This window comes from Brachyspira pulli (assembly GCF_036997785.1).
In the GTDB taxonomy this organism is placed as follows: Bacteria; Spirochaetota; Brachyspiria; order Brachyspirales; family Brachyspiraceae; genus Brachyspira; species Brachyspira pulli.
On sequence record NZ_JAWLQI010000001.1, the window covers coordinates 152,567 to 171,625 of the forward strand.

General features: G+C 24.3%; 15 protein-coding genes. 11 read left to right on the plus strand and 4 right to left on the minus strand.

Going from position 1 to position 19,059, the window contains the following annotated elements; genetic code table 11:
- Nucleotides 1-28: 28 nt before the first annotated feature.
- The 4 genes from R4K56_RS00470 to R4K56_RS00485 form a co-directional block, all read right to left on the minus strand.
- Nucleotides 29-853: a viperin family antiviral radical SAM protein gene (locus R4K56_RS00470; protein ID WP_335771787.1), complete on the minus strand. Its 825-nt coding sequence runs from the start codon at nucleotides 851-853 to the stop codon at nucleotides 29-31.
- A gap of 174 nt (nucleotides 854-1,027) precedes the next feature.
- Nucleotides 1,028-2,044 (minus strand): sulfurtransferase, encoded by a 1,017-nt coding sequence (locus R4K56_RS00475; protein WP_335771786.1) that lies wholly within the window; start codon nucleotides 2,042-2,044, stop codon nucleotides 1,028-1,030.
- 44 nt (nucleotides 2,045-2,088) lie between these two features.
- On the minus strand, nucleotides 2,089-3,216 hold the full coding sequence (locus R4K56_RS00480) for an RsiV family protein (RefSeq protein WP_335771785.1): 1,128 nt from the start codon (nucleotides 3,214-3,216) through the stop codon (nucleotides 2,089-2,091).
- A 90-nt stretch (nucleotides 3,217-3,306) separates the two neighbouring features.
- Nucleotides 3,307-4,395 (minus strand): hypothetical protein, encoded by a 1,089-nt coding sequence (locus R4K56_RS00485; protein ID WP_335771784.1) that lies wholly within the window; start codon nucleotides 4,393-4,395, stop codon nucleotides 3,307-3,309.
- Between the two features lie 308 nt (nucleotides 4,396-4,703).
- On the opposite strand from R4K56_RS00485, the gene R4K56_RS00490 reads away from it, so the two are divergent.
- From R4K56_RS00490 to R4K56_RS00540, 11 genes are all read left to right on the plus strand, one after another.
- Complete coding sequence (locus R4K56_RS00490) at nucleotides 4,704-6,011, plus strand: UDP-glucose dehydrogenase family protein (RefSeq protein ID WP_335771783.1); 1,308 nt, start codon at nucleotides 4,704-4,706, stop codon at nucleotides 6,009-6,011.
- A 1,392-nt stretch (nucleotides 6,012-7,403) separates the two neighbouring features.
- A complete protein-coding gene (gene rfbF, locus R4K56_RS00495; protein WP_335771782.1) occupies nucleotides 7,404-8,195 on the plus strand; it encodes a glucose-1-phosphate cytidylyltransferase in 792 nt (263 codons plus the stop codon).
- Complete coding sequence (gene rfbG / locus R4K56_RS00500) at nucleotides 8,177-9,241, plus strand: CDP-glucose 4,6-dehydratase (protein ID WP_335771781.1); 1,065 nt, start codon at nucleotides 8,177-8,179, stop codon at nucleotides 9,239-9,241. The genes rfbF and rfbG overlap by 19 nt, the downstream gene beginning before the upstream one ends.
- Before the next feature lie 2 nt (nucleotides 9,242-9,243).
- On the plus strand, nucleotides 9,244-10,548 hold the full coding sequence (gene rfbH / locus R4K56_RS00505; protein ID WP_335771780.1) for a lipopolysaccharide biosynthesis protein RfbH: 1,305 nt from the start codon (nucleotides 9,244-9,246) through the stop codon (nucleotides 10,546-10,548).
- The gene (locus R4K56_RS00510; RefSeq protein WP_335758085.1) at nucleotides 10,545-11,369 is read left to right on the plus strand and encodes a beta/alpha barrel domain-containing protein; all 825 of its coding nucleotides are present in this window, start codon (nucleotides 10,545-10,547) and stop codon (nucleotides 11,367-11,369) included. The genes rfbH and R4K56_RS00510 overlap by 4 nt, the downstream gene beginning before the upstream one ends.
- A gap of 8 nt (nucleotides 11,370-11,377) precedes the next feature.
- Nucleotides 11,378-13,162, plus strand: a complete 1,785-nt coding sequence (locus R4K56_RS00515) for a thiamine pyrophosphate-binding protein (RefSeq protein WP_335771779.1) — start codon at nucleotides 11,378-11,380, stop codon at nucleotides 13,160-13,162.
- 3 nt (nucleotides 13,163-13,165) lie between these two features.
- Nucleotides 13,166-14,389, plus strand: coding sequence for a class I SAM-dependent methyltransferase (locus R4K56_RS00520; RefSeq protein WP_335771778.1), 1,224 nt, complete (start codon nucleotides 13,166-13,168; stop codon nucleotides 14,387-14,389).
- Between the two features lie 88 nt (nucleotides 14,390-14,477).
- A complete protein-coding gene (locus R4K56_RS00525; protein ID WP_335786876.1) occupies nucleotides 14,478-15,629 on the plus strand; it encodes an FkbM family methyltransferase in 1,152 nt (383 codons plus the stop codon).
- 49 nt (nucleotides 15,630-15,678) lie between these two features.
- The gene (locus tag R4K56_RS00530; RefSeq protein ID WP_335772548.1) at nucleotides 15,679-16,701 is read left to right on the plus strand and encodes an NAD-dependent epimerase/dehydratase family protein; all 1,023 of its coding nucleotides are present in this window, start codon (nucleotides 15,679-15,681) and stop codon (nucleotides 16,699-16,701) included.
- Complete coding sequence (locus R4K56_RS00535; RefSeq protein ID WP_335772547.1) at nucleotides 16,698-17,723, plus strand: glycosyltransferase family 2 protein; 1,026 nt, start codon at nucleotides 16,698-16,700, stop codon at nucleotides 17,721-17,723. Before R4K56_RS00530 ends, R4K56_RS00535 begins: the two co-directional genes overlap by 4 nt.
- Before the next feature lie 4 nt (nucleotides 17,724-17,727).
- Nucleotides 17,728-19,038, plus strand: coding sequence for a glycosyltransferase family 2 protein (locus R4K56_RS00540; protein WP_335772546.1), 1,311 nt, complete (start codon nucleotides 17,728-17,730; stop codon nucleotides 19,036-19,038).
- Nucleotides 19,039-19,059 lie beyond the last annotated feature (21 nt).

The following is a 19,059-nucleotide window of genomic DNA, read 5'->3' on the forward strand; positions in this document are numbered from 1 at the left end:
CTCCTTTATAAATTATACCCCATTTAAATTAATTGGCTTTTTTGTACCTTTCATAATATTTATCAATATTATAATTCATTTTGAGAAATTCTCCCTCTAAATTAACATTATCATCTAATAAACTCTTTGAGTAAATATATTTATTATTAATGTTGTTAAAAAATCTGCCTTTAGCATCAAGCATTATATAGGAAGATGTCATATTATCATTATTTTCACTATATATTATTTTATCATTTTCTGCATGAGTGTTTAGAAAATAATTAAATTCTTCATCACTTATTAGAAGTTCTTTACAGGAATTAAGGTTTTCTATAGGAAGCACTTGAAATATTTTCCATTTGTTAGGTATAATTTTTTCTATAAATGAGTTTAGATTTTCTTTGTAATTATACCTATTGACAACAGTATTTATCTTTAACTCTTTTCCGCTTTCTTTGATTTTTGAAATTAAGTACAGATATTCTTTTTCCGTTATAGTTTTGCTGTTTCCTATACTTCTTCCAATTTTTAGGCATGTTTCTTTGTCTAATGAGTCTATGCTTAAACCAATAACATCACAGCATTCCAAAGTGGCATTTAGTATAGACTTGTCTTTTAAAAAGATTGAACCATTGCTTACTATGCTCAGCACATGATTTTGTGATTTTAGATAATATAATAAAGGAATATAGCTTTTATATATAGTTGGTTCGCCCCCTACCAAGTTTATATACTTAAAAGGTTTAAGTTTAGATGCTATTTTAAAGACATCTATACTGCAGGAAACTTTTGAGGCATAACAAAACTTACAATGCATATTGCAGTTATTGATGAAATGCCAATTAAGTTTTAAGCTATTAAAAATACTCATACATAAATACCTCCGAAATTAAACTCGAAATATATTCAAAGATATTTGTTCTTAAGTATTTTTAGTTTATGTTTTCAGTATAGTTTATTATTTATTTTAAGTCAAGTATTAATATAAATAGGATAGTTAAATTAATAACTACCCTCTTATACACTTTATAAATAGATATTTTTATTATTCAAATATAGTTTTGTATTCGTCTTTTAAATAGGGCTTGATTTCTTCTGCCGATATTAGTACTTCAGGTTCTCCAATACTGCGAGGTCCTAATACATATATTCCCCATTTAAATACTAAACCTTTTGATGTAAAATAAAAATCTGCAATTTCTAATGAAAGATTATCCAAAAAATCAGTCCATATATCCTCTATTTTTAGTAATTTGACTTTTACTAAATTAAGTAAGTCTGGATTTTTTAAATCAGTTATTAAATCTTCTATTTCTAATTTATTTCCTGTTTCTAATGAATATATTGAATGTATTGAAGCGTACATTCCATTTATTATACCTCCAGAATAATCGTAAACACGGTGTATTATATGAATTATTTTTTCACTTAAATAGTATATTGAGAATCCCTCAGAAATACTATCTCTGCCATATTCACAGCCATTTTCCACCTTCCATTCATTATACATAGACTGCATTTTATTTTTTATTATACTATAATCCGTTAATAATTTCTTTAAATCATTGAAAAATGATGGAGCAGCTATTTCAAATCCTTTATTTATATCTAAATTTATTTTATTTATACTTTCTAAATTGCTTTCATTATTCAGAGCAAATATTGTAGTTTTATATAGAAAGTTACGAAAAAGATGGAAATAATAATTGGGAGAATCTTTAATAGGAGAATCTTCTGAGTAAGTATATTCTATTATTTTAGCACCGGTTACAGGAGTTTTAACAGCTTTGAAAGTCATTTCTTTGCCGTCTATTTTGGCAGTAAAAGGATATTCACTACTTGGTAAATTTGTTTCCGTAGTTTCCATATTTATATCAAAAACTAATTCTCCATCTGATTTTCTCACATTAAAGTTTTTTGAGTTTTTATTGCTATCTATATATGTGTAATAAACATCTTTTAAATTTGAATTTTCATTCACAATATTTTTTAAGTTTATGCATTCTCCTGTATCAGCTTGCAAATATATCATTTCGTAATAATTAATTGTTTCATTATACATATTACCGTCCTAAATATTTATTTTTAATTAATACAATACATTTATTATTCAAATATAGTTTTGTATTTGTCTTTTAAATAAGGTGTTATTTCTTTTATAGGTATTAATACTCTAGTTTCACCTATTGCATAAGGTCCTATTTCATAAATGCCCCAAGTAAATACTAAACCTTTTGATGTCAAATAGAAATTATTATTTTCTAATGTAAGTTCATCTAAACCTATATAAGAATTAGCATCTCTGCCTTCAAGATTTACTAATTTATCTTTTACTAATTTTAATAATTCTGGATTTTTTAAGTCTGTTATTAAATCTTCTATTTTTAATTTACTTCCATCTTCTAATGAGTATACACTGTTTACTGTAGCATAATTTCCATGTGCTCCGCCAGTATATTCATAAACTAATTTATTTATAGATACAACTTTTTTACTTAAATAATCTATACCAAATTGAGAAGAATAATTTTCTATATGTGATATATAATCTGATTTTACCCATTCATCATAGATAGGAGTCATTTTATTGCTTACTATAGTTTGAGCTGTTAATAATTTTGTCAAATCATTGAAAACAGTTGCATTTGTTATATTGAACTCTTTATTTATATCTAAATTTATTTTGTCTATTACTTCAATTTGATTTTCATTATTCAAAGCAAATATTGCACTTTTGAATTGGAAATATCTAGGATCATCTGCTTTTGGTGATACATTAGAATAAGTGTATTCAATTATTCTAGCACCAGTTATAGATGTTTTTCCAGTTTTGAAAGTCATTTCTTTACCATCTATTGTAGCTACGAATGGATATGCTATGCTAGGGAAATTTCCTTCTAATGTTTTATTGTCATAAGAAGTTGCTGATATATTTCCTTCATCAAGCTCCCCTGCTTTTGTAATATTGAATGTAGTTAAATTTTGATTGGCATCTCTGTAATATATATAACCGAAATTGCCGTTTTCATTTTGTGCTACTTCTGAGTTGATATATTCTCCGGTATCAGCTATCAAATATACAACTTCATAATTGTTTGCTTTTTCATTCTCGCTAAGTTCCATTTTTGTAGTTTTGGAATCATTAGTAGCTTCTTTTTGATTATCACTTGTATTAGTAGTACATGAAACTAATATTGATAAACATAATAACAAAGTTAAAAGACTAGATTTCATTTTTACCCTCTTATAAATTAAATATACTTCCCAAAATATATTTATTATAAAACAAATTGTACTATCATTTGTAAAAAAGATTCATAATTATTAATTAAATATTTTCTTAAATTTATTGCTTATTACATCAGTAATTTCTTTTGATTCTAGAAATACACTTACATAATCAATTTCTTTATTAATGATATTATCTTTATAATGTAATAGCCAATTGAAAACTATACCATTAGGGGTTATGTAAAAGTAGTTTTTTTCTAAACTTATATTGTTAATGTTGATTTTTTTATTTTCTACAATTTTTTTATTATCCAGCATTTTAGCTCTTATTATTTCTATGCATTTATTAGTATCAGAAATAATGTAGTTGATTTTTAATTGTTCCCCGCTATTCAAATAATATACGGCATTATTTGATACATTATCACTTGATATTGAAATTAAATCATCATTTATAAATGTTATATTTGGTATGGTATTTTTTACATAATAAATTGATTCTTCATTTCCAATCTTTTCACCTAATTCATGAAAATGTTTTTGCATTTTATTATTCAATGTAGTTTCTATTATATCATATATTTCTTTTTGGTCTTTTATATTAACTGTTTCTGTTATGCCATACTCTTTATTAATATTTGAATTAATAATATCTATTGCTTTTATACTATTAGGATTGTTTAAAAGAAATAGAGAAATTTCATTTTTTATAGTTGCTTTTCCAATATGGTTGGTATAGTTATACTGTAATATATTAGTTTCTGATATATATGAGCCAGGATAATCGAAATGTACTTTTTGATTATTTAAAGAACCTTCAAAACCGCTGCTTTTATTTGGTAAATAACCATTTAATTTCTTTCCGTCAATTGTTTCAGATTTAAATGAACCATCCAATTTGTTTAATTTTTTTATTTTGTATTCTACTAAATTATTGTCTTTATCTGAATAGTATATAGTTCCATATTCATGATTACTGTTTAATATTAAGATATTTAAATATTCCTTTTCCTGATTGATTAAATAGAAATGCTGAAAATTATCTATATTTGATAATGATGAACAAGATACCATCATTATTAGAAAAGATAATATAGAATAAAAGAATATAAATGATATGAAATTATTAATAGATATTATAGTTAATATAAAAATTATAAATATTAATAGTTTATTTTTCATAATTTACCTATTATATTTTTATGTTTTTGAGAATTAATATAACTTTAATTAACAATAATAACCATATATTTTACTGTTTGTAAAAATATTTTAAATTATTATATTGTAATATAAATTAAATAAATCACAAAAATAAGAATATATAAAAAAAGTTGACAATTTTATTAATATGTATTATTTTTATGATTGTAAATATAAATATTAGCTATATAATTATGATTATCTAAATAAGTTTATATTTTATATTGTTGTTTTCAATTTCAAATATTATTAGATAATTATTTTTTATATGAAAGGAGACACTTATAATGAGAATATGTGTTATAGGGACAGGTTATGTTGGATTAGTTGTTGGTACTTGTTTTGCAGATATGGGAAATTTTGTAATATGTGTTGATAATGATGAGGAAAAATTAAATAAATTAAAGAAAGGTAGTATACCTATATATGAACCTGGTTTGGAAGATTTGATTAAATATAATGTTGGTGAAAAAAGATTAATGTTCACATCAGATTTAGAATATGCTATAAAAGAATCTTTAATATGTTTTATAGCAGTTGGTACTCCTCAAGGTGATGATGGTAAAGCTGATATGAAATATGTATATAATGTGGCAGAACAAATAGGAAGAGCTTTGAATGGCTATAAGGTTATAGTAGATAAGTCCACAGTTCCAGTTGGTACAGCAGAGAAAGTAACAGAAATAATAAGAGAAAATGCTCCAGAAGAATTTAAAAATGAGTTTGATGTAGTATCTAATCCAGAGTTTTTGAAACAAGGTGCAGCAGTAGAAGATTCCTTAAAACCTGATAGAATAGTTATAGGTTCTAATTCAGAAAGGGCTACAAAAATTATGCATGAACTATATTCGGCATTTTTGAGAACAGGAAATCCGGTTATAACTATGGATGTAAAGTCGGCAGAAATGACAAAATATGCTGCTAATTCATTTTTGGCTGTTAAAATATCTTATATAAATGAGATAGCGAATATTTGTGAAAAAGTAGGTGCTAATGTAGACATGGTTAGATTAGGAATGGCAGCTGATAGACGTATAGGAAGTCAATTTTTATTTCCAGGACTAGGTTATGGCGGAAGTTGTTTTCCTAAAGATGTTAAGGCATTATTAAATACTGCAAAAGAAAATGATTGTGAATATAGTATGCTGAAATCTGCAGATTATGTTAATTTTAATCAAAGAGAAGTTTTTATAAAAAAGATAGAAAAGTATTATAATAATAATATAAAAGGTAAAACTTTTGGAGTATGGGGACTTGCGTTTAAGCCTAATACTAATGATATGAGAGAAGCACCTGCTATTACAATAATAAATGCTTTGCTAGAAAAAGGAGCTATTATTAAGGCTTATGATCCTAAAGCAATAGAAAATGCTAAACTGATATTTGGAGATAAAATTACTTACTCTAATTCTTCTTATAGTGCATTAGAAGGTGTTGATGCATTATTGCTTATAACAGAATGGAATGAATTTAGGCGTCCAGATTTTAATAGAGTTGCTGCTATGCTAAAAGATAAAGTAGTATTTGACGGCAGAAATATTTATGATAGAAATATTTTAGAAGAAAGAGGTTTAAAATATATTAGGATAGGATAAATGATTATATTGTAGAATATAATTATAAATGTGTATTCTTATTTAATTTTATTCTAAAATATTTAATTGCTATATATTTTTACAAGAAATATATAGCAATTATTTTTTGGTTATTTTATTCAATTAGGCAATCTTATATACCTTAGTGAATTTTTATCTATTTGCAATGTTGTTTATTTTTTGCAAAATAATTATTCATGTTTCATAATATTATCTATATCTTTAATCATACTTTTCCTTAATTTATATCTAGTTTTTCTAAAAGGTATAAACCAGACTATTTTATCAATTATTTTATATAAAGCAATTCTTGTTCTATTTGCTGATAATATATTTATATATTTAAAAGGATTTTCTTTAAAAAAAGGAGTTAAATAAAAATATTCCCAAAATTTATAATAATAATCATTTATTGGTTTATTAAAACCATACTTTAATGGTTTTCCACTAGCAGCAAAATATTCAGATATGATAATTTTATCAGAATTATTGCCATAATCAACTTTCAGATATAAAAAATCAATATTACATTTTTCAAATGGTATAATATATATTTTTTTTCAGTACATATATTTTTTATATTAAATAATAATATATGTAATTATATTTTCTGATTTATTATACCCTATTTGTACAATATCAATATATAAATTATTGTGTAATTTTAGAATATGATTAGTTATAGAATCTTGAACGATAAGTCTATAATGATATATATATTAAAAAAATAAAATTATACATAGCATAATAGATTAAAATATTTAATATATTTTAAAGATATTAATGTGTTTTTATTTTTATCTTTAATATGTATAAAATGAAAACAATAAATATTGTTTTTATAGAATTTTGTGTTGTAACTGTTATATATAGTAACATAATTATTATATAAAATTAAACTATTTTTGGGTTTATATAGTTTTATATTTCTATGTTTTAAATTTTAAAGTATTATATACAGGAAAAATGTATGTACTGTATAATTGTTAAATTAAAAATATGTTGCTTTTTTGTATTTTTATATTAGAATAATTTATGTATTTTGTGAAGTTGAAAAATAGTAATTATATTGAAGATCTATTTAAAAATTAACAATATTGTGTATTAATTTATCATTTATTGTTTTACAAAGCAACCATGAATTTCTTGATATATTATAAAAAATTGTAATTATTTTTATAACATGATTTTTTTATTTTATTAATAATATAATTTTTAATAAAAATATATTATGATGGTTTTATGTATGAGTAGTTTATATTTTTTATTAATATAAAATGTATTGTTTAAATGTTGACATTTTATATTAATATTTTATAATATTATAAATATGTAAATAATTAATTTTTATAATCATAATTTTATTTATATAAATTATGTGTGGGTATACAAATGAAAGCTGTTATATTATCAGGTGGTCTTGGAACAAGACTTGGTGAAGAAACTAGTATAAGACCTAAACCTTTGGTTGAAATAGGTGGAAGACCAATTATATGGCATATCATGAAATATTATTCTTGTTATGGTATTAATGATTTTGTTATCCTGTTAGGTTACAAAGGTTATATGATTAAAGAATTTTTTGATAATTACAGAAGACATTTGTATGATATGAAAATAGATTTTAAAAATGACATATCTACTGTATTAAAAAAAGATAAAAGTTCTGTAGAAGAAGAAAATTGGATAATAGAGTTGATAGATACAGGTGAAAGTAGTATGACCGGTGGCCGATTAAAAAGAGCTTACGAATATTTAAAAAATGAAGATAGCTTTTGTCTTACATATGGTGATGGTGTATCAAATATTAATATAACTGAAGAATTGAAATTTCATAAAAATCATGGTAAGATAGCTACAATTGGTGCTGTTTATCCACCAGCAAGGTTTGGAGCTTTAAATATAGAAAGTGATGATAGAGTATCAAGTTTTATAGAAAAACCTAGAGGTGATAATGCTTATATAAGCGGTGGTTTTTTTCTTTTGAATAAAGAGATTTTTGATTATTTGGGTGATGATTATACTGTATTTGAGCAAGAACCATTACGTAAGTTGGCTAAGGATAATGAATTAATGGCATTTAGACATGATGGTTTTTGGCAATGTATGGACACTCAGAGAGATAAATTTATATTGGAAGATATGTGGAATAAAGGAAATGCTCCATGGAAAATTTGGAAATAACCCCTGTGTTTAAGACATTTAAAGGTAAAAATGTTTTAATTACTGGGCATACAGGATTTAAAGGCAGTTGGTTATCTAAATTGCTTTTAGAACTTGGTGCTAATGTTAGTGGAATATCTTTAGAAGCAAATAAATGTTCTTTATATAAATTAATAAATTTAGATAATCAATTAAACTCTTATATTGAAGATATTAGAAATTTAGATAATATAAAAAAAATAGTACAAAGTATTAATCCAGATATTGTTTTTCATTTAGCGGCACAGCCATTAGTTATAGATAGTTATAATGATCCAGTATATACATTTGAAACTAATGTTATTGGTACAGTTAATATATTAGAAGCTATGCGATATGTTTCTAATTTAGAATGTGCTGTTATGATTACTACAGATAAAGTTTATGATAATAAAGAATGGGTTTGGGGATATAGGGAAACAGATTCTCTTGGAGGTCATGATCCTTATTCTGCTTCTAAAGCTTGCTGTGAAATTGCTATAGCTAGTTATAAAAAATCATTTTTTAAAGACATTAACATTGTTAGTACTAGAGCTGGTAATGTTATAGGTGGCGGAGATTTTGCTGATAATAGAATAATACCAGATATAGTTAGAGCTATAGAAAAAGGTGTTGATGTTGAACTTAGAAATCCAAATAGTGTTAGACCATGGCAACATGTGTTGGATGTCGTTTATGGTTATCTGTTGATAGCTTCTAATTTAATCAATAAAAATAAATGTTCTGATAGTTATAATTTTGCTCCTATAGATGAAGGAGGAAAATATACTGTTAAATATATAACAGAAGTTTTTATAAATAACATCGGTAAAGGAAGTTATAAAATTAATAGTCAATATACAGATAAAAAAGAAATGAATATGCTTAGATTGGATTCTTCATTGGTGAGAAAAGAATTAAATTGGAAAGAAAAATTTAGTACCGAAGAAGCTATTAAACAAACAGCTATTTGGTATAAAGAATATTTAAATAAAAATGATGTTAATATTATAACAGAAAAACAGATAAAAGAATATATTGAAGGTTAATAATGTATAGAGATAAAATATTAGAATTAGTTAAAGAGTATGCTAGAAATGAATATGCTCAGAAAGAATTTGTAAAAGGAGTAAGTCCAGTACCCGTTTCTGGTAGAGTTTTTGATGAAGATGATGTTGCTACATTGATTGATAGTGCTTTAGATTTTCATCTTACAACTTATAGATATAATGATGAATTTGAAAAAGAATTAAAACAATTTTTTGGATTAAAATATTGTTTAACTTGTAACTCCGGTTCTTCTGCTAATTTGATAGCGGTTAGTAGTTTGACTAGCCATTTGCTTAAAGAAAGAGCATTGAAATCTGGTGATGAAGTTATAACAGTAGCTGCTGGTTTTCCAACTACTGTTAATCCAATATTGCAGAATAATTTAGTTCCTGTATTTGTTGATGTTGAATTAGAAACATATAATGTAAATGTAGAAGAATTAGAAAAAGCAAGAAGTGAAAAAACTAAAGCTGTTATTCTAGCACATACTTTAGGTAATCCTTTTAATATAAAAAAAGTAAAAGAATTTTGTGAAAAGTATAATTTATGGTTTATAGAAGATTGTTGCGATGCTTTAGGTACTACTTATGATAATCAAAAAGTAGGAACATTTGGTGATATTGCTACATTAAGTTTTTATCCTGCTCATCATATAACTATGGGAGAAGGCGGAGCAGTGCTTACAAATAATCCTATATTAAAAAAAGCTATGGAAAGTATTAGAGATTGGGGACGTGATTGTTGGTGTGCTCCTGGATGTGATGATACTTGTAAGCAAAGATTTTCACAAAAATTGGGTGAATTACCTGAAGGTTATGACCATAAATATACATATTCACATTTAGGTTACAACTTAAAAATTACAGATATGCAGGCTGCATGTGGTGTTGCTCAAATTAGAAAGTTAAATAGCTTTATAGAAAAAAGAAAAGATAATTTTAGAAAGATAAGAAATAAATTAGAAAAATTTAATGAATATTTAATTTTACCAAAAGCACAAGAAAATAGTGATCCTTCTTGGTTTGGTTTTCTTATAAGTGTAAAAGATAATGCACCATTTAATAGAAATGATTTAGTAAAATTTCTTAATGATAAGAAAATAGGAACTAGATTATTATTTGCTGGTAATATTGTTAAACAGCCTTATATGCTGGAAAGAAATTATAGAATAGTTGGAGATTTGTTTAATTCTGATTTTATTATGAACAATACTTTTTGGATTGGGGTTTATCCAGGAATTAATGATTTGATGATAGATTATGTAGATGAAACTTTTGAAAAATTTATTTTTAGAGGTGAACGATGATTGGTAATATAACTATATTTGATTGTACATTTAGAGAAGCTGGTTATCAAACTGGTTGGTTCTTTGATAAAGATTTTTGTAGAGATTATTATAAGTTTGCACAATCTGCTGGAATTGATTATTTAGAATTAGGATTTTTCCATAATAAAGAAGCGGACCCTAATAGAGGATATTTTCGTTATTGTAGTTTAGATAATGAAGAAATTAAAGATATTTTTTCTGTTACTAAAAATACTGTAAAACTTTCAGCTATGCGTGATATACAAAGACCTTTAAGTGATTTACTTCCAAAAAAAGAAACAGTTATAGATACTGTTCGAATCCTTACAAGATCTAGTGAAACAGATTTTTCAATTCTTGAAAAACATATAAAAGAAATTAAAGATTTAGGATATGAGGTATTTATTAATTTTACAAGTTCTGGTCATAATACTATAGATAAAAATAGAGAATTTGCTAAATTTGCTAAACAGCATGAAATACCTGTAATTTATTTTGCTGATACAGAAAGTATTTTTACTCCAGAATATGTTAGAAATACTTTAGAAGTATGTAGAGAAGAAGGAGTTGAAGCAGGTATGCATTTGCATGATAAAAATGGTACTGCTGAAATGCTTTTGGAAATAGCTTTACATTATGGCTGTAAATATACAGATATTACAATGATGGGACTTGGTGGAAAATGGCATGATGGAAATTTATCTACTGAGCATTTTTTAAGAAAATATAATTATAATCCAGGTTATGAACAGACTAGATTAAAAACTATGCTTATACAAAATTTGATTAAATATAATAAAAGTACAGCAGCTGTTTTATAGGATTTTTTATGAAGCTTTCTGATTTTATATTTAAATTTCTTAATGAAGAATATAATGTAAAAGATGTATTCATGGTTTCCGGTGGTGGAGCTATGCATCTAAATGATTCTATAGGAAATAATAAAAATATTAATGTTATATGTTGTCATCATGAACAAGCTTGTGCTATAGCTGCTGATGGATATAGCAGAATTAATGGAAATTTAGCAGTTGTTAATGTTACTACTGGACCTGGAGGAACAAATACATTAACAGGTGTTATAGGTGAATATTTAGATTCTGTTCCTGTACTATATATTTCAGGACAGGTCAAATTTGAAACTACAATAGAATCTTGTAAAGAACTTAATTTGAGACAGCTTGGAGATCAAGAAATAAATATTGTAGATATAGTAAGTCCTGTTACTAAATATGCAGTAATGGTTAAAGATCCATTAAAAATTAAGTATGAAATACAGAAGGCTATACATATAGCAAAATCTGGAAGAAAAGGTCCAGTTTGGTTGGATATACCTTTGGATGTTCAAGCTTCAGAGATTGATGAAAACAATTTAGAAGAATATAGTATAGAAATTAGAAATAAACCTATTATAAAAGAACAAATTGAAGAAGTTATAGATATATTAAAAAATGCAAAATCTCCTGTTATTATAGCTGGGCATGGAATAAGACTTTCTAATTCTATAGATAATTTTTATAAATTAATAGATAAATTAGATATTCCAGTGCTATCTACTTTTAATGGTTTTGATATAATTTCTACAGATAATAAAAATTATGTTGGTCGTATAGGTACTATAGGTAATAGATATGGAAATATAATTTTACAAAATGCTGATGTTGTATTATCTTTAGCTTCAAGAAATAATATAAGACAAATTAGCTATAATTATGAAAATTTTGCTAAAAATGCTAAACATATTATAGGTGTAGATATAGATAATGCTGAACTTAATAAACCAACTATAAATTATACATTAAAAATTAATAATGATGTTAATTTATTTATTAGGACTTTAAATGATTCATTAGAAAATATTGATATAAATCAGCATACAAAATGGAGAGAATGGGCATTAAATATAAAAAATAAATACTCAAAACTTTTAAATGAATACACTACTTCTAATGATGTAAATCCATATTATTTCACTTATGAATTAACAAATAAATTATCCAATGATGCTATAGTAACTTGTACAAATGCTACCCCTAGCCTAGCACTATTTCAAGTTGGTTCTGTAAAAACAAATAATAGAATGTTTTGTAATTCAGGATGTGCTGCTATGGGATTTGGTTTACCTGCTTCTATTGGGGCAGCAGTTGCCTCTAAAGATAAAGAAGTTATTTGTTTAGAAGGTGATGGAAGTTTAATGATGAATATTCAGGAGCTTCAGACTATTGCACATTATAATTTAAATATTAAATTATTTCTATTTAATAATAATGAATATGCTTCTATTAGACAAACACAGGATAATTTCTTTAAAAGAAGAACAGGTTGTGATTTTAATTCCGGTGTAACTTTTCCTAATTGGGAGTTTATTGCTAAAGCATTTAATTTAAAATATTATTGCATAGATAAAAAAGAAAATATTAATAATGTACTAGATGAAATTTTAAATATTAATGGTCCTGTATTTTGTAATGTAATTTTAGAAAAAGATTATTTATTTTTACCAAAAATTTCATCTGAAAAACTTTCTAATGGTAAAATGGTAAGTCGCTCATTGGAAGATATGACTCCCCTACTTTCTAAAGAAGAATTAGAGGAAAATATTTACAAAGGATAATTTATGGTATTACAAAGAATATGTCCAATATGTGGATGTAAAGAAGCTGAAAGATTATATGAAATAAATTTCGCTAAAGATAAAGAAGAATTTATACCAGAACATTATGATATAGTGGCTTGCGATAATTGTGGGTTTATTTTTAATAATACAACTTGGGTTCAAAAAGATTATGATAAATACTATTCAGATACTACAAAATATTCATCTAGTTTTACTTCAGGTGCTGGCGGATTGTCAGATTTAGATAAGATAAGATATAATGATATAATAGATAGAATAGAAAAATTTATTAATAAAGATACTAGTATAGTTGATATCGGTTGTGCTAAGGGTGGTCTATTAAGAACTTTTCAGGATAGAGGATACACTAATCTATATGGAATAGAAGCTTCGCATAACGCTATAGAAAATTTAAGGCAATATAATATAGATGGTAAAGATTCTAGTATTTTTGATCTAACAAATATTAACAAAAAATTTGATGTTGTTATATTAAGCCAGGTTTTGGAACATATATATGATTTAAAAAAAGTAAAATATATATTAGAAAATGTATTAAATGATAATGGTATATTATATATTGATATTCCTGATGGTACATCATATATAAAAAATAAGTTAGCAGCATATTATTATTTTGATTTAGAACATATAAACCATTTTTCATTGATTACATTAGAATATCTATTTGATAATTTGAAATTAGTAGAAAAAAATTCATTTTGTTTTAATAATGTTTCAAGTATAAAATCATATATAATATATGGTATTTTTAAAAAAGGAACTAAATCAGTTATAAATAAAACAAAAGATTATGAAGCCATAAATAAAATGAAAGAATATATAAATTATAGTTATGAAATAGATAAATATAATATAGATAATATAGATAATACAAAATCAACTTATTGTTGGGGATTTGGAGCATTTTTAAGAAGGATATTATTAGATAAAAAATATTTTTCTAATTGTAATATTAATGGAATAATAGATAAGAATGAATCATTTGCTGGAAAGGAAATTATTAATTATAAAGGTAATAAAATAGAACTATTCACCCCTAATATACTTAAAAATAGTGATAATGTTATAATAACTTCTGTGTTATATTCTAGAATTATTAAACAAGATTTATTAAGTGATCTAAATTTTAATGGAAAAATATATGAATTGCAGAGCAGAGCAGAGCAGAGCAGAGCAGAGCAGAGCAGAGCAGAGCACTAATATTTAGATATTATTACTATTATAAGAGTATAGCATAGATTTATTATCGTTATATTTTATTAAAAAATAAATTTAAAAGGGATAAAAAATGGAATTAAAAGGAAATTTAGCAATATATGGAGCTGGAAATATTGGTAAAGATGTGTTGTTATCATTACAAAAAATGCAAAAGAAAGTAGTTTGTTTTATAGATCAAAATAAAAGTGGAAATAAAATTGATAATATAAAAATAATATCTTTAGAAGAAATTAAGAGTTATGAGATAGACATAGTAATTATAGGTATATTTTCTTCTCCAGAACAATGCGAAACAAATTATATTATAAATAACTTAGTAAAATATAATTTAAAAAAAATTATAACATTTGAAGAATTTTTTCAAAGCTTTTATACTTTTTTTAATAAGTCTAATTATTATTGGTTAACTTCTACAGAATATTTTAAAAAAGATATTGAAAAAATCAATAAAGTAAAATATTTATTTATTGATGAAAAAAGTAGAGAACTTTATGATGCCCAAATAAGGCATAGATTAGGAGAAAGTTATAAGATCTTACCTAAACCTGAATTTGATAGTATACAATATTTGAGTGATGATGTGCCAATTAATAGAAATAATATTAACTTTATTGATTTAGGAGCTTATACAGGTGATACAATACTTACATTATTAGAAAATGGTGTAACTTTTAATAAAATTCTTGCTTTTGAACCAGATATTGGTAATTTTCTAAAATTATCAGAGAATATTAATAAAATAAAAAATGAAATTTCTGAATTTTTTTTGTTTCCAACAGGAGTAGCTGATATAAATAATGTAATGTTTTTTGATTCTGCTGAATCTTCCAATTCATCTTTTATTGAAAATGGTAATAGTTCTGTGCCTGTTATATCTATAGATGATTGTATTTTTGGTTTTAATCCAGATTATATAAAAATAGATATAGAAGGGTTTGAACTTAATGCCTTAAAAGGTTTAAAAAATACTATATCTAAATTTAGACCTAATATAGCAGTTTGTTTATACCATCTTCCAAATGATATATATGATATACCTATATGGTTTAATGAAAATTTTGAAAATTATTCTCTTTATTTACGCGTTCATTTCAGTCACTGTTTTGAAACAGTTTTATATGCCATATCAGCAGAGCAGAGCAGAGCAGAGCAGAGCAGAGCAGAGCAGAGCAGAGCAGAGCAGAGCATAATATTTGATCATTACTGTAAAGAAGCAGCATAGAATTGTTTTAATTATCGTCAACTTGTATGTAAAAAATAAAAGGATAATGATGTTTAATAATATAATATTAGAAGATGTACAATTTGTTTTTAATCAATTAAAAATTTTAGTTGATTTAAGTAAGTTAGATAATTCTAATATCTTAATTACAGGTGGAACAGGTTTATTTGGTAAGTCCATTTTAAATTTCTTAATATATATAAGACAATACTATACTTTTGATATTACAATATTAACTAGAGATAGATATAGATTTTTATTTGATAATCCTCAGTATAATATAGGTTTTATTCACTTTATAAATGGAGATATTAGAAGTTTTTATTGTAATAAAGAATATGATTATATAATACATGCTGCAACTCCTGCTTCAGAAAAGTTAGAAAGAGAAAATCCATTAGAAATGCATTCTGTAATTTTAGATGGTACTAAAAATATCATTAATATTGCTAGCCAAATGAATGTTAAAAAATTATTGTTTACCAGTTCTGGGGCTGTTTATGGTGAACAGTATGAATCAATAAAGTCATTCAAAGAAAGTTATTATGGAAATCCTATTACATATTATGGAAAAGCCAAAAAAATATCGGAAGAATTGTTTTTGACTTCAAATATAAATGTAAGTGTGGCTAGATGCTTTGCATTTGTTGGTCCATATTTGAATTTAAATATACATTTTGCTATTGGTAATTTTATTAGAGATATTATTCAAAATAAAAATATAATAATAAAAGGCGATGGTAGACCTTTAAGAAGTTATTTATATACTGCAGATTTAGTAATATGGCTTTTTACAATTTTATTAAATTCAGAAAATAAAAGTATATATAATGTTGGTTCTTCTTATGAAATATCTATATATGATTTAGCAAAAAAGGTTTCTAATTTAGCTATTAATTATACAGGTAATATTGAAATATTTACAAAACCTAATTATAACTACCCTACTCCTAAATATATACCAGATAATTCTAAAATTATCGAAGAACTAAAAGTAAAAGAAAATTATACTTTAGATGAATCAATAAAGAGAACTATAGAATGGAATTTAACTATTGGAGCAACAAAATGAATACATCTCCATTAGTTTCCGTATTAATACCTACCTATAATAGAAAACAATTATTAAAAAGGGCTTTAGATAGTGTTTTAAAACAAACATATAAAAATATAGAAATATATATTAGTGATAATGCATCAACAGATGGTACTTCAGAATTCATAAAAGAATACTTAGAAAATGATAAAAGAATTATTTATAGTAGAAGAGATAAAAATATGGGATCTTTATATAATGGTTCTGAGGCATATAATCATTTAAAAGGAAAATATGTGGTTATCTTGTGTGATGATGATTATTTTTTAAGTAATACATTCTTTGAAAATGCAGTAAAAGTAATGGAAGAAAATGAAAATGTTGTTATTGTTAGAGGAATTGTAAAATGTTTTAATGAAAATAGTAATAATATTTTTATAGATGTATATAATTCTACAGAATATATAAAAGGTATAGATTATTTATTAAATTATGCAAATCATGAAGGCTATGATAATATAACATCATTTTTTGCTATGTTTAGAAAATCTACTGCTGATGAAACAGAAATATTTAAAAAATTTTTACCTTCAACAGATACTTGGTTGTGGTTGTATTTGTTTCTATATGGAGATGTGTATTTTTTATCTGATGAGATTATAGGGTGTTATGTTGAACATGATTTAGGTCAGGATAAATACAATACAGATATTATATCAAATGTAGATTATATGTATAAATTAATATTAGATTTAAAAAATAAAGCTAAAAAATTATATCCTAATTATATAGATGAAATAGACATTAAAATTGAAAAAATATTTTCTAATATACTTATTTGGCATACAGCACAGCTTTGTAAAGTAATCGGTAAGAAAAAAGCTTTTTCAATTATGAAGAAAAAAGATATAATTAAGAAATATCCCCGAATAAAATCTAAAATATTTGGTTCATTAAGTTTTACAATTCCATTTAAGTTGGTTTTATTAGGTATAGAAATATATGAAAAAAATATTAATATATTTTTTTTAGGGATAAAAATAACGATTAAAAGGTAAGAGTATGAAACCATTAGTATCAATTATAATAGCTACTTATAATAGAAAAGATTTATTAAAAAGAGCTTTAGAAAGTGCTTTAAAACAAGATTATGAAAATACTGAAATTATAGTTACAGATAATGCTTCCAGTGATGGTACAGATATTTTTATGCAATCTTATTTAAATGAATATAGAAATATTATTTATATAAAAAGAGAAACAAATATTGGTCCATATTATAATGGATATAAAGCTTATTCAGAAGTATCTAAAGGTAAATATATATTTTTTCTATGTGATGATGATTATATGATGAGTGATACATTTATAAAAAATTCTGTAGCTATTATGGAGAAATATCCAAACGTTGTATTAGTTACAGGACATGTTCAAATGTATTTTGAAGAATGGAAAAAGTATGTATCCATTCCATATCATAAAGAACAATTAGTTACAGGTATGGATTATTTTATGAGACAATCTACTGTAATTTTTCAAAGTTATTATCCTGAAATAATTTCTCAATTTTATATACTACGAAGAGAGGTATTAGATAAAAATCCATTTTATAAATCATTTAAAGAAAGTGGAGATGTTGCCACAAGATTTTTTTTCCCAACTTTAGGTGATGTTTATTTTCTAAATGAATATGTAGGTTGTTATGTTTTACATAATAATATAAGAGAGTCTTCAAATGTAGAAACTCTAAATAGTGATTGTGATAGTGCTTTGGAATTAATTGATGGTTTAGTTGATTTATATTCAAAATTATATCCACAGTATAGTAATTTTTTTAAAAGATTTATACCGTTAAAGATTGCTGATGCTTTTATAAGGGATAGAATATTTAAAACATTTCACCTTTATGATATAGATAAAGCTAAAAAGAAAAAATTAAAAAAATTTCTAAAAACATCAAAATTAAAAAATAATAAAATAATATATGATTTTTTAAATAAGGTATTTTTTAATAAATTTGAAAATTTTGATTTCTCGTTATTACATTTTAATCTTAAAAATTATAGTTTTAATTTATTTAGAGTAATTCTTAATTATTATTATTTAATAATTATTTTTTTTAATATAAAATTAACTATCAAATTAGAATTAGGAAATAAGATTTTCTTTGATATCCCAAAATTATATGCATATGCAAGTTGTGATATAAAACAAGGTGATGATTTATATGCATATTATGTTCTTGATAAAGTAAGTGATGATCAAATAGATATTTATGACAATATTTTAGAATTTATTGCTACTGCAGATATAAAGAAAGGGGAAGCTATAACTAAATTAAATTCTAAAAATAAACATAAAGATAAAAAATAAGTTTGTAAAATTATGGAATTA

Bases quoted from the DNA above. Each gene is read 5' to 3' on its own strand.
- R4K56_RS00470 (WP_335771787.1), bottom strand. From the start codon at position 853: ATGAGTATTTTTAATAGCTTAAAACTTAATTGGCATTTCATCAATAAC.
- R4K56_RS00475 (WP_335771786.1), bottom strand. From the start codon at position 2,044: ATGTATAATGAAACAATTAATTATTACGAAATGATATATTTGCAAGCT.
- R4K56_RS00480 (WP_335771785.1), bottom strand. From the start codon at position 3,216: ATGAAATCTAGTCTTTTAACTTTGTTATTATGTTTATCAATATTAGTT.
- R4K56_RS00485 (WP_335771784.1), bottom strand. From the start codon at position 4,395: ATGAAAAATAAACTATTAATATTTATAATTTTTATATTAACTATAATA.
- R4K56_RS00490 (WP_335771783.1), top strand. From the start codon at position 4,704: ATGAGAATATGTGTTATAGGGACAGGTTATGTTGGATTAGTTGTTGGT.
- rfbF (WP_335771782.1), top strand. From the start codon at position 7,404: ATGAAAGCTGTTATATTATCAGGTGGTCTTGGAACAAGACTTGGTGAA.
- rfbG (WP_335771781.1), top strand. From the start codon at position 8,177: ATGGAAAATTTGGAAATAACCCCTGTGTTTAAGACATTTAAAGGTAAA.
- rfbH (WP_335771780.1), top strand. From the start codon at position 9,244: ATGTATAGAGATAAAATATTAGAATTAGTTAAAGAGTATGCTAGAAAT.
- R4K56_RS00510 (WP_335758085.1), top strand. From the start codon at position 10,545: ATGATTGGTAATATAACTATATTTGATTGTACATTTAGAGAAGCTGGT.
- R4K56_RS00515 (WP_335771779.1), top strand. From the start codon at position 11,378: ATGAAGCTTTCTGATTTTATATTTAAATTTCTTAATGAAGAATATAAT.
- R4K56_RS00520 (WP_335771778.1), top strand. From the start codon at position 13,166: ATGGTATTACAAAGAATATGTCCAATATGTGGATGTAAAGAAGCTGAA.
- R4K56_RS00525 (WP_335786876.1), top strand. From the start codon at position 14,478: ATGGAATTAAAAGGAAATTTAGCAATATATGGAGCTGGAAATATTGGT.
- R4K56_RS00530 (WP_335772548.1), top strand. From the start codon at position 15,679: ATGTTTAATAATATAATATTAGAAGATGTACAATTTGTTTTTAATCAA.
- R4K56_RS00535 (WP_335772547.1), top strand. From the start codon at position 16,698: ATGAATACATCTCCATTAGTTTCCGTATTAATACCTACCTATAATAGA.
- R4K56_RS00540 (WP_335772546.1), top strand. From the start codon at position 17,728: ATGAAACCATTAGTATCAATTATAATAGCTACTTATAATAGAAAAGAT.